Here is a 10,969-nt window from a genome sequence, read left to right as displayed (position 1 = left end):
TCTCTGTTCCGTTCAACCCGGGCCGTGGAGATGCCAGCCAGGAGATGACCGAGGTCGACTCGTTTGCGTCCCTGGAACCGACAGCGGATGGCTTCCGCAACTACCTGTCGCCCATCCACAAGCGTCCTGCCGAGGAGCTGCTTGTCGACAAGGCATTCCTTCTGCACCTCACCGCGCCCGAGATGACGGTGCTGGTCGGCGGTATGCGAGCACTGGACGCCAATGTGGGCGGCGCCCAGCACGGTGTGTTCACCAACCGGCCAGGCCAGCTCACCACGGACTTCTTCGTCAACCTGCTCGATATGGGCACGGAGTGGAAGGCCTCCGAGTCATCAGAAGGCGTGTTTGCGGGCCGTTATCGCGAGACGGGCAAAGTGCGCTGGACCGGCACTGCCGCCGATCTCGTATTCGGCTCCAACTCGCAGTTGCGAGCCCTCGCTGAGGTGTACGCGTGCGACGACGGCCACTCGAAGTTCGTGGATGACTTCGTTGCCGCTTGGCACAAAGTCATGAACCTCGACCGGTTCGACCTGGCCTGATCTCAATACATTGACGCCGGGGCACGCCTGAAGGCGACCTCGTCCAACCTAGAGCGACGCCACCACCTCGGCGTAGCCGTCGAGGAGCGGCAGCACCACGTCCCGGCCCTCCGACGGGATGCCGAAGGCGGCCCGCTCGATGCCGTGCTCGGCCAGGTCGGCCAGCACAGCCGGATCGGGCGGCGCGTAGTAGATGGAGATCTCCAGGCTCGCCGGATCGCGCTCAGCTTCGGCGCAGGCCTCGGCCCGCAGGGCATCCAGCCCTGCCCCGTCGACCACCGTGCGCCCACCGATGGGTATCCAGCCGTCGCCGTAGGCCACCGCCCGCCTTAGGCCTCCCGGAGCCACCCCACCGACGTGTATGGGTGGGTGGGGACGCTGGACCGGCTTGGGGTTCTGGTAGGTCGGGTCGAAGCCGACCTGGCTGCCGTGGTACTCGGCAACCTCGGCGGCCCAGAGGGCCTTCATGGCCTCCACCCTCTCGCGCATGAGGCCGAAGCGGCGCTCCGGGTCGGTGCCGTGGTCCGACATCTCCTCGAGGTTCCAGCCGGCTCCGATGCCGAACAGCACCCGACCGTCGGATAGCACGTCGAGGCTGGCCACCTGCTTGGCGGTGTGGATCGGGTCGCGCTGCACGACGAGGGCTATGCCGGTACCCAACTTCAGGGTCGTCGTGGCGGTCGCCATGGCCCCCAGCGTCACGAACGGGTCGAGGGTGTCGTAGTACATCTGGGGCATGTCGGGGCCGCCCGGCCATGGCGACGTCCGGGAGGCCGGGATGTGGCTGTGCTCGGCAAGCCAGATCGACTCGAAGCCCCGTTCCTCCAGTGCCACGCCGAGGTCGGCCGGGCTGATGGCGTAGGAGGTCGGAAAGAAACAGGCTCCGAAGTGCACGGTATGGCTCTCTCTCTGCTGTCGGGCTCTCTGCTCATGGGAGTTCCCGGCGGGATCTACCGGAGGCGGGATCCCCTGGAGAAAGGTGGGCCCACCCTCCCAGGTGTGATCACTGGTGATGTTGTCCGGGCGGGAAACTAGTCCCGACGTCGACGTGTGCTCTATCCGGCTGATTCTCCGGATACTTGACCGCCTGATAACAACGGTTATTATCCAGACATGGCATCCAATGGGCCCGACACCCAGCCCGCCCCCGGGGAGGACCTGACCCACCGGCTACTCCAGGCTGCGGCCGAGGTGTTCGCCGAGAAGGGCTACGAGAAGGCAGGTGTGGCCGAGATAGCCCGGCAGGCAGGCGTCACCACCGGCGCCATCTACTCCCGGTACGGCGGCAAGGCCGAACTGCTGCTGGAGGCCGTCGACCACCACGTACCCGACTCCATCGACAGCGTCCTGAACGGTGGTGGCAACCTGGGTTCCCCCACCGAGGTCCTGTCCATGCTGGGCGACCACCTGCTCGACCCGCTGGACGGCGGACACGGGCTGTTCCTGGAGGCCATCGTGGCCGCACGGCGCGATCCGGACCTGGCCGAGCGGCTCCGGGTACGGGTCGAGGACGAGGACCGTCGACTCGGCAAGCTCGTCGACGAGGCCACCAGCGACGGCCTTTTCGATGCAGACCTCGACGAGCAGGCGGTGGTCCGGTTGGCCCACGCCATTGGCCTCGGAATGCTCCTGACCCGTTCCATGGGTCTCAGCCTCCCCTCGCCGGACCACTGGCACACCGTCATCGACCGGGTTCTCGGAGGACTCGCCGAGCCCTACGGTCCTGAGCCCCATGGACCTGTAGAGAACCAGACGCCGGGAGGCGACGCATGACCGTGGTAGACGAAAGCCCACAGGACGCCGGCCAGCAGGACGCCACGACAGCCTTCGACGCACTGATCGACAAGGTCAGAGCCGAGTTCGACACCGCGTTCACCTGGGACTATGAGCGCTCCCGGGACGGACTGAACCGCCTCTACGAGAAGGCCAAGCGCTCGCAGTGGAACGTCAGCGACGACCTGGACTGGTCGATCGACGTCGACCCGGAGCGCGTCGTACGCCTCCAGGCCGAGGCCACGGGCGTACCGGCCGGGATGCCCGCACGGAGCCTGCTGGACGTCAAGGGCTCACCTGTCGCCAGTTGGGACGACGACAAGTGGGTGGAGTTCGCGGTACAGGCCCAGTCGGCATCTCTCAGCCAGTTCCTCCACGGCGAGCAGGGAGCCCTGCTGTGCACCGCCCGACTCGTGGAGGCGGTCCCGTGGATCGACGCCAAGTACTACGCAGCCACCCAGGTGGTCGACGAGGCCCGCCACGTCGAGGCCTTCGCCCGGTACCTGGACGAGAAGATGCCGGCCACCTACCCGATCAACGAGAACCTCAAGTCGCTCATCGACCAGGTGCTCCGCGACGAGCGCTGGGACCTCGTCTACCTCGGCATGCAGGTGGTCATCGAGGGCCTGGCCCTGGCCGCCTTCGGCCTGATGCTCGGAACCACCCAGGAACCGCTCCTCAAGGCGATGCTCCGCTACGTGATGGCCGACGAGGCCCGCCACGTGGCCTTCGGGATCCTGTCACTGCAGGAGCTCTACGACGACATGGACGCCGCCGAGTTCCGGGTACGCCAGGAGTTCGCCTACGAGGCCTGCAACATGATGCGGCGGCGCACCCTGAACTCGGAACTGTGGCCGAGCTTCGGGATCTCCAACGCCGAGATCGAGGCGCTGCTCCCCAGCCAGCAGTCGCAGCAGCGGATGCAGCACCTGCTGTTCTCCAAGATCGTCCCCAACTGCAGGAAGCTCGGGCTGCTCGACCACCGGGACGGATGGCTCCGCGAGCGCTTCGAGGAGATGGGCATCATCCAGTACGAGCACTGGGAGAACACCGCCGAGGCCCTCACCATCGGCGATGCCGTAGAGCCCATCCACGCCGATGCCAGCGGCCAGCCGGCTCACCCGCCGGCCGACCCCATGACCCAGTGATCCACTGGATCGCCCGAAAACCGACCACCACTCGCCCCATCACAGGAGACCCGATATGACCACGACCGAACCGATGCCCAGCGGAGAGATCGCCATCGAGTCGTTCGACTTCCGGGCGTACGCCAACGACCCTGACCGCATCACCGAGTTCTCCGCGTTCAACGACGACGTCACCTCGCTCATCCACTCCGTGGAGGACAACGCCGACGCCATCTTCACGTGGGGCTACGACAAGGGCGAACGGGCCAGGCTGGACAAGCTCTACGAGAAGGCCAAGACCTCCCAGTGGAACGGCCAGACCGACCTGGACTGGTCGATAGACGTCGACCCGTACGAGGTGCTGACCCCGGCCGACCCCGCCGAGGTGGCCTATTTCGCCGAGAACCCCGAATCGCCTCTCTACAAGCTGAACGAGCAGGAGTGGGCCGACCTGGGGGTCGAGTCGATGAACTGGAGCCTCAGCCAGTTCATGCACGGCGAGCAGGGCGCCCTGCTGTGCACCGCCAAGATCGTCGAGACCGTCCCGTGGATCGACGCCAAGTACTACGCCGCCACGCAGGTGGTCGACGAGGCCCGCCACGTGGAGGTGTTCGCCCAGTACCTGGACCGGAAGCTGGACGGCATCAAGTACCCGGTCAACACCCACCTGGGGTCGCTGCTGGACGACATCCTCCAGGACAGCCGCTGGGACATGACCTACCTCGGGATGCAGATCATGGTGGAGGGCCTGGCCCTGGCCGCCTTCGGCTTCATGCACCAGACCATCGAGGAACCACTGCTCAAGAAGCTGCTGCGCTACGTGATGTCCGACGAGGCCCGCCACGTGGCCTTCGGCGTCCTCAGCCTCCAGGAGGTGTACCAGGACCTCACCGTGGCCGAGTTGCGTGACCGCCAGGAGTTCGCCTTCGAGGCCGCCCTGCAGATGCGTGACCGGTTCATGCGCCAGGAGGTCTGGGAGCGCATGGGAGTCGACGTGAAGGACATGGTGAAGTTCACGCTGGCCATGCCGAACGAGCTGCGGATCTTCCAGCGGCTGCTGTTCTCCAAGATCGTCCCGAACTGCAAGAAGCTGGGCCTGCTGGACGCCGGCGACGGCTGGCTCCGTGACCGGTTCACAGACATCGGGGTGATCGAGTTCGAGGACTGGGTCGACACCGCCGACGAGTACGCCGACCTGGACGAGGTGGCCAAGGACCGGGAGATGGCCGAAGGCTGAGCTCCGGCTGGGAAGTCAGTCCCCGTTCCCCGCCCGCTCGTGGTGGCGGATCACCTCGTTGATCACGAACCGCAGGAACTTCTCGCTGAACACCGGGTCCAGGCCCGCCGCCTCGCCCAGGTCCCGCATGCGCTGTACCTGCTCGGTCTCCCGGTCAGGGTCAGCCGGCGCCATGCCGGCCGCCGCCTTGTGGGTCCCCACCTTGCGGGTCACCTTGAAGCGCTCGGCCAGCAGGTGGATGAGGGCAGCGTCGATGTTGTCGATGCTCGTCCGGTATCCGTCGAGGACCTCGTCGTGTTCCACCCGTGGGAGCGTATGCCCTGAGACGAGGTGCCCGAGGGACGAGAACTATTGTCAGCCGTCCCGTTGTCGATACACCGCGAGAAGCCGGCAGGAGGCCGACCCATGGAGATACCGCTGACCGTCGCCGACCACCTACGTCGGGCCGAGGTCGTCTACGGCGACCGGATCGCCATCGTCGACGAGCCCGACCAGGTGGCGACTCCCCTCCCGGACCTCACATACGCCCGGACCGCGGAGCTGGCCCGCGCCATGGCCGCCGGCCTGGACGCCATGGGCCTGGACCTGGGAGCGCGGGTGGCCATGGTCAGCCACAACGCCGCGCGGATGCTGGTGTTCCTCTACGGAACGAGCGCATTCGGACGGGTCGGCGTGCCGGTCAACTTCCGCCTCAACGCCGAGGAGGTCCAGTACATAGTCGACCACTCGGGCGCCGAGGTGCTGCTCATGGACCCGGAGCTGGAAGCCGACCTGGGCGACGTGAAGGTGAAGCACCGCCTGCTGACTGGCGAGGAGTCCGACTCGCTCTTCCTCGAGGGGGTGGAGCCCCGGCCATGGACCCCGGACGAGAGCTCGACGGCCACGATCAACTACACGAGCGGTACCACGGCACGCCCCAAGGGCGTCGAGATGACGCACCGGAACCTGTGGCTGAACGCGGCGGTGTTCGGATGGCAGACGGGCGTGAACGACCGGGACGTCTACCTTCACACTCTGCCGATGTTCCACTGCAACGGCTGGGGCATGCCGTACGCGGTGACCGGCATGGGCGGAAGGCACATCGTGCTCCGCAAGGTCGACGGGCCGGAGATCCTCCGACGCATCGAGCAGCACGGGGTGACTCTGCTGTGCGGCGCCCCGGCGGTGATCAGCTCGGTACTGGATGCCGCAGCCGACTGGGACGGCCCTGTTCCCGGCACGGGCACCATGCGGATCGTGGTGGCCGGCGCACCACCGCCCACCCGGACCATCGAACGGGTCGAGGTCGAGCTGGGCTGGGAGTTCATCCAGATCTATGGGCTGACCGAGACCGCACCGCTGCTCACCATGAACCGCTCACGGGCCGAGTGGGACGACGACACGCCGGCCGAGCGGGCGGCCAGGCTGTCACGCGCCGGCGCGCCGGCCCTCGGAGTGTCCATGTCCACCTCGCCGGAGGGTGAGCTGCTGGCCCGCACCAACCACGTGCTGAAGAGCTACTGGGACCAGCCGGAGGCCACCGCCGAGGCGCTGGCCGACGACTGGTTCCACACCGGTGACGGCGGGGTGATCGACGAGGCGGGGTACGCCACGATCACCGACCGCAAGAAGGACGTGATCATCTCGGGCGGCGAGAACGTGTCGTCGATCGAGGTGGAAGACACCCTGTTCTCGCACCCGGCGGTCGCCGAGGCGGCCGTGATCGGCGTGCCTGACGAGAAGTGGGGCGAGACGATCAAGGCCCTGGTGGTGCTAGCCGACGGGGCGTCCGTCGACGAGGGTGCCCTCATAGACCACTGTCGGGAGATCCTGGCACACTTCAAGTGCCCCACATCGGTGGAGTTCCGCGACGAGCTATCCCGGACGGCCACCGGCAAATTGCAGAAGTTCAAGCTGCGTGCCCCCTACTGGGAGGGCATGGAGAAGCAGATCAACTAGCCGGGCCTGCAGACCCTGGAGCCGGGAGCCATCCTATAAACGAGCGAAACGTCGTCCGATGAATAACCGCCGGTTCATGTGGGTGGTCAAGGGAGCCCTTGTGGTCACCCTCCTGACCGGGTTGCTGTTCCCCGACATCCCCGGTGTGGCCGGAAAGGGCTGGCCCGAACGGTGCGTCGGCTACCCGCTGTCGGCCCTGGTGGTGCCAGCCATCTGGGCGTTGCGGGGGCGACGGAGCCGGTACCCGCACCTGGGCGACGCCCTGCTGGTCGTGCCGTTCGTCCTGGACCTGCTGGGCAACCTCGTGAACCTGTACGACACCATGGCGCAGTTCGACGACATCCTCCACTTCGTGAACTGGACGTTCCTGGTGGCCGCCCTGGTCCTGTTCGTCGCCCCGGCCGGGCTGGCCCGCTGGAACCTCGTCCTGATGGGATCCGGATTCGGGGCGTTGGCCATCGTCGCCTGGGAGGGCGTGGAGTGGATCATCCAGGAGATGGGCACCACCGGCCTGCAACTCACCTACGACGACACCGTCGGCGATCTGGTGCTGTCGACGGCCGGCGGGGTGCTGGGTGCCGCGGTGGCGGCCAACCTGCTGGCCCGGCAGGCGGCCCGCACGGCCGGTACCTGAACGGTCAAACCCGCTGAGGAAACCAAGATCTGACAGAACGAAGCTGTCTGCCTCCTACACGGGCGGCTGGCCCGGGGGAACCGTGCCTCAGACGGCAGGTAACGGCTCCCCGGTGAAGAACCGGCGAGGGTTGTCCACGACCAGCGCCTCAACTTCGGCACCCTCAACGCCGGCCTCCAACAGCATCGGGACGATCTCACGGTCGAAGCGCGTGGGGTCGAAGATCTCGCCCAGGCGACCCATCGACCGAGCCGGGAACGGCTCGCCCTGCCAGCACCAGACCGAGTCGTGGCTGACCACCACCCGGTCGCCGTAGCCGCGTCGGATCACCTCGACGAGGGACGCCACCCTGTCGGTGTCGGGCTGGAGCGCCGCTATGCCGAACCTGTCGAAGCCCAGATAGCTGCCCCCGGCAGCGATGCCCTCGTGGTAGTCGGCATCTGTCGTCCCGCAGGAGTGGCCCACGAGGATCCGGTGTGCCGGCACCCCGGCGCCCGTCAGCACCTCCTGCTGCAGGTCTCCAACGGTGCCCTCGTCGGTGTGCGTGGTGATCGGCGCGCCGGTCGCCAGGGCGGCGGCAGCCGCAGCGTCGAACACCCGCCGCTCGTGGTCGGTCATTCCGCCGAGGCCGGTGGCCACCTTCAGGATCCCTGGTCGGGCGCCGCTCCCACCGACCCCGTCGGTCAACTCCGACTCGAACATCTCGGCCATCACCGCCGTGACGTCCTCGTACCGGGCCTTGAACGACCAGTAGGCGTGACCGCCCTCCGATTCCTTGTATAGGCCGGTGGCGCAGATGATGTTGAAGCCCGTGGCCTCGGACACCTCGACCAGCAGCGACACGTCCCGCCCGAGGTCGTTGGGGCACGGGTCGACGAGCGTCGAGTAGCCGAGTTCCTGGAGTTCGGCGATCCGATCCATGCACACCGCGACGATGTCGGCACGGGATCGCTGGGCGACCGTGGTGTGGCTTTCGGCGCCCGGCCAGCCCACCGTTAGGTGCTCGTGCATCAGCGTGCGACCCAGGTCGTCCGGGCTGATCGGCCCGGTCACGGTCTGGATGGCTGGCACGGGTCCGGTCCCACTCATGCCATCATCGTGGCAGATGCAGGCGTCCTGCTGCCCATGGACGGCGGACATCAGTCGCCATCCCGGTCGCCATCCAGAGTCCGAACGAGAGCCACCCGAGGCACCATGTCCGACCACATCCCGATCGCCGATGAATTCATCACCGCCAACCGTGCGTTCGCCGTCGACTTCCCAGACGCCGACCTCCAGGTCGAGCCGACCCGCCACGTGGCCTTGGTTGCCTGCATGGACTCCCGCATGGACATGTTCCAACTTCTCGGCCTTGGCCATGGCGAGGCCCACGTGATCCGCAACGCCGGAGGGGTCATCACAGACGACGTCATCCGCTCCCTGTGCCTGTCACAACGATTCCTGAAGACCCGCGAGGTCGTCCTGGTACACCACACCGACTGCGGCCTGGAACGGGTAACCGAGGACACCTTCCGCTCAGAGATGCAGGAGGAGCTGGGCGTTACCCCACCGTGGGTGGTGGAGGCGTTCACCGACCCGCACGCCAGCGTCCGCCAGTCGATGCAACGACTGCACCTTTCGCCGTTCCTGGCCCACAAGGACCACATACGGGGCTTCGTCTACTGCGTGACCACCGGCCTGCTCGACGAGGTCACCCTCGACGAGCCTGGGACCGCCGGCTGAGCCGGGCGGCTGGGCCCGCAACTCCCGGGCCTGTACTACCGGGCTGGGCAGCGACTCCAGGGCTGTTCCATGCACGATCCGCATGGCCCGGGTTGCCGCTGTGACCGGCGGCACCTACCATTAACATCCGCTGTCCAACGACGGGCGGCACTCGGCTGTGGCGATTTCCGCCCTCCGGGAATCCGATGAAACCGGAGGGGTTTACCTATGAATAAGAGCAAGCTTCTGAAGCTTCTCGCCCTGTTCCTCTCGATCGGTGTCGTAGCCGCGGCCTGCGGTAGCGACAGCGACGGGGACGATGCAGCACCTGCCACGACGGCAGCCGCACCGGCCACGACCGCCGAGGTCGAGGTCGTCGCAGGCGGCAGCCTCCTAGACACCGTACAGGCACGTGGCACCCTCAATTGTGGTGTCAGCGGCTCCGCAGTCGCCTTCTCGGAAACCCAGGCTGATGGTTCGGTCACCGGCATCGACGCCGACTTCTGCCGTGCAGTGGCCGCCGCCGTCCTCGGCGACGCCGGTGCGGTCAACTTCGTGGCCCTGACGGCCTCCGAGCGCTTCACCGCCGTTCAGACCGGCGACGTGGACGTGCTCATGCGTAACACCACGTGGACGCAGAGCCGTGACAGCTCGGTTGGCATGGACTTCGGTCCCACCACCTACTACGACGGCCAGCAGTTGATGGCCCGAGTCAGCGATGGCTTCTCGGGTTCCAGCCAGGTCGCCGACATCGACGGCTCTGTCGTCTGCACCAACGTCGGAACGACCACGGAGAAGAACATCGCCGAGGCCGCCCTGTTGGCCGGCGCCGAGATCACGTTGCTCGGCTTCGAGACGAGCGACGAGGTGTACGAGACGTTCATCGCCGGTGGCTGTGACATCACCACCACCGATGGTTCAGCGCTCGTGGGCCGCAAGGCCAAGCAGATGCCCGCCGATCAGGAGTGGGTGATCTTCCCGGCTACTCCGATCTCCAAGGAGCCGCTCGGCCCGACCTACGGCCAGAACGACTCGGCCTGGGCCGATGCCGTCAACTGGACCGTGTACGCCATGATCATCATGGACGAGTACGGCGTCACCTCCGCCAACGTCGACGCCACGTGCGCCACGGCCGAGGCCGAGGTCGCACGCCTGTGTGGCGGCGATGGTGAACTCCAGACCGCCATGGGTCTGTCCGCCGACGCCTTCCACCAGGTGATCAAGCAGGTCGGAAGCTACGGCGAGGTCTACGACCGCAACCTGAACCCGGTCGGCCTGTACCGCGAGGGCAGCGCCAACGCCGGATGGCTGGACGGGGGCCTGATCTACTCCCCGCCGGCCCGCTAAGTAGGCGAACCGACGTAATCGATGATCCCGGGGTTCGGGGGCGCCAGCTCCCGGGCCCCGGGATCGTTCGCGTAATGGGCCGCTACGGTCCGCGGATACTGTCCACCGTCTGAGACTCTTTCCAGAGATGTCTTCCTGATCCGCCAGCCCACGATCTGAGCCAAAGTCAACGATGACGGATACCACCACCCAAGAGCGGGTATCCCAGCGAGTGCCGCTGTGGCGAGACGTCATCGTCCTCAAGTGGGTGACACAGGTCTTCCTGCTGTTCGTGGTACTCAGCGCCATGTGGTTCCTGGCCAATCAGGCCGGGGACAACCTTCGGGCACGGAACATCAACACCGACTTCGACTTCCTTGAACGCCCCGTCGACATTCAGATCAGTGAGGGAATCGACACCCACCCCGACACGGGTGGACGGGCCCTCTGGGCCGCCATGGTCAACACCCTGCGTCTGTCCATTGCCGGCATTTTCTTTGCCACGATCGTGGGCGTGATCGTCGGCCTGGCCCGCCTGTCCGACAACTGGCTGGTACGCCGCATCGGCTCCGGGTATGTCGAGACGTTGCGGAACATTCCGCTGCTGGTGCAGATGATCTTCTACTACTCGGCTATGACAGCCGCGTTTCCCAGGCTCGGCCTCGAAACCGGCCCCATCAACGGCTGGCTCCAC

Annotated in this window: 12 protein-coding genes; 9 read left to right on the top strand and 3 right to left on the bottom strand. The window is 66.6% G+C overall.

Annotated features, from left to right (window positions below; translation table 11 throughout):
- A partial coding sequence (locus MK177_10105; GenBank protein MCH2427667.1) for a catalase-peroxidase occupies positions 1 to 539 on the top strand: 539 nt, incomplete at its 5' end.
- Between the two features lie 48 nt (positions 540 to 587).
- Here the strand turns inward: MK177_10105 and MK177_10100 are convergent.
- Complete coding sequence (locus MK177_10100) at positions 588 to 1,433, bottom strand: LLM class F420-dependent oxidoreductase (protein ID MCH2427666.1); 846 nt, start codon at positions 1,431 to 1,433, stop codon at positions 588 to 590.
- A 219-nt stretch (positions 1,434 to 1,652) separates the two neighbouring features.
- On the opposite strand from MK177_10100, the gene MK177_10095 reads away from it, so the two are divergent.
- The 3 genes from MK177_10095 to MK177_10085 are packed head-to-tail and all read left to right on the top strand — an operon-like array spanning position 1,653 to position 4,676.
- Positions 1,653 to 2,312 carry a TetR/AcrR family transcriptional regulator gene (locus MK177_10095; protein ID MCH2427665.1) on the top strand — a complete coding sequence of 220 codons (660 nt, stop codon included), beginning with the start codon at positions 1,653 to 1,655 and terminating at the stop codon, positions 2,310 to 2,312.
- Positions 2,309 to 3,460 (top strand): ferritin-like domain-containing protein, encoded by a 1,152-nt coding sequence (locus MK177_10090; protein ID MCH2427664.1) that lies wholly within the window; start codon positions 2,309 to 2,311, stop codon positions 3,458 to 3,460. Before MK177_10095 ends, MK177_10090 begins: the two co-directional genes overlap by 4 nt.
- A gap of 55 nt (positions 3,461 to 3,515) precedes the next feature.
- Positions 3,516 to 4,676, top strand: coding sequence for a ferritin-like domain-containing protein (locus tag MK177_10085; protein ID MCH2427663.1), 1,161 nt, complete (start codon positions 3,516 to 3,518; stop codon positions 4,674 to 4,676).
- 15 nt (positions 4,677 to 4,691) lie between these two features.
- On the opposite strand, the gene MK177_10080 is transcribed toward MK177_10085, so the two are convergent.
- A complete protein-coding gene (locus MK177_10080) occupies positions 4,692 to 4,979 on the bottom strand; it encodes a chorismate mutase (GenBank protein MCH2427662.1) in 288 nt (95 codons plus the stop codon).
- A gap of 102 nt (positions 4,980 to 5,081) precedes the next feature.
- Between MK177_10080 and MK177_10075 the strand changes: the two genes are divergently transcribed.
- Both MK177_10075 and MK177_10070 read left to right on the top strand, forming a co-directional pair.
- Positions 5,082 to 6,614, top strand: coding sequence for an AMP-binding protein (locus MK177_10075; GenBank protein MCH2427661.1), 1,533 nt, complete (start codon positions 5,082 to 5,084; stop codon positions 6,612 to 6,614).
- 58 nt (positions 6,615 to 6,672) lie between these two features.
- Positions 6,673 to 7,248: a hypothetical protein gene (locus MK177_10070; GenBank protein MCH2427660.1), complete on the top strand. Its 576-nt coding sequence runs from the start codon at positions 6,673 to 6,675 to the stop codon at positions 7,246 to 7,248.
- A gap of 87 nt (positions 7,249 to 7,335) precedes the next feature.
- Here the strand turns inward: MK177_10070 and MK177_10065 are convergent, their stop codons facing one another.
- A complete protein-coding gene (locus MK177_10065; GenBank protein ID MCH2427659.1) occupies positions 7,336 to 8,388 on the bottom strand; it encodes a hypothetical protein in 1,053 nt (350 codons plus the stop codon).
- 54 nt (positions 8,389 to 8,442) lie between these two features.
- On the opposite strand from MK177_10065, the gene MK177_10060 reads away from it, so the two are divergent.
- The 3 genes from MK177_10060 to MK177_10050 form a co-directional block, all read left to right on the top strand.
- Positions 8,443 to 8,970: a carbonic anhydrase gene (locus MK177_10060; protein ID MCH2427658.1), complete on the top strand. Its 528-nt coding sequence runs from the start codon at positions 8,443 to 8,445 to the stop codon at positions 8,968 to 8,970.
- A gap of 207 nt (positions 8,971 to 9,177) precedes the next feature.
- On the top strand, positions 9,178 to 10,296 hold the full coding sequence (locus tag MK177_10055; protein ID MCH2427657.1) for an amino acid ABC transporter substrate-binding protein: 1,119 nt from the start codon (positions 9,178 to 9,180) through the stop codon (positions 10,294 to 10,296).
- 172 nt (positions 10,297 to 10,468) lie between these two features.
- Positions 10,469 to 10,969, top strand: a 501-nt coding sequence (locus MK177_10050; protein MCH2427656.1) for an ABC transporter permease subunit, incomplete at its 3' end; no start/stop codon positions are given.

This window comes from Acidimicrobiales bacterium (assembly GCA_022452145.1).
Classification (GTDB): domain Bacteria; phylum Actinomycetota; class Acidimicrobiia; order Acidimicrobiales; family MedAcidi-G1; genus UBA9410.
The sequence above is the reverse complement of the archived record's forward strand: the minus strand, read 5'-3'. Positions and strand labels throughout refer to the sequence as shown.

What these genes read in the sequence shown, in the direction of transcription:
- MK177_10095 (MCH2427665.1), top strand. Translation starts at nt 1,653, where the DNA reads ATGGCATCCAATGGGCCCGACACCCAGCCCGCCCCCGGGGAGGACCTG.
- MK177_10090 (MCH2427664.1), top strand. Translation starts at nt 2,309, where the DNA reads ATGACCGTGGTAGACGAAAGCCCACAGGACGCCGGCCAGCAGGACGCC.
- MK177_10085 (MCH2427663.1), top strand. Translation starts at nt 3,516, where the DNA reads ATGACCACGACCGAACCGATGCCCAGCGGAGAGATCGCCATCGAGTCG.
- MK177_10075 (MCH2427661.1), top strand. Translation starts at nt 5,082, where the DNA reads ATGGAGATACCGCTGACCGTCGCCGACCACCTACGTCGGGCCGAGGTC.
- MK177_10070 (MCH2427660.1), top strand. Translation starts at nt 6,673, where the DNA reads ATGAATAACCGCCGGTTCATGTGGGTGGTCAAGGGAGCCCTTGTGGTC.
- MK177_10065 (MCH2427659.1), bottom strand. Translation starts at nt 8,388, where the DNA reads ATGTCCGCCGTCCATGGGCAGCAGGACGCCTGCATCTGCCACGATGAT.
- MK177_10060 (MCH2427658.1), top strand. Translation starts at nt 8,443, where the DNA reads ATGTCCGACCACATCCCGATCGCCGATGAATTCATCACCGCCAACCGT.
- MK177_10055 (MCH2427657.1), top strand. Translation starts at nt 9,178, where the DNA reads ATGAATAAGAGCAAGCTTCTGAAGCTTCTCGCCCTGTTCCTCTCGATC.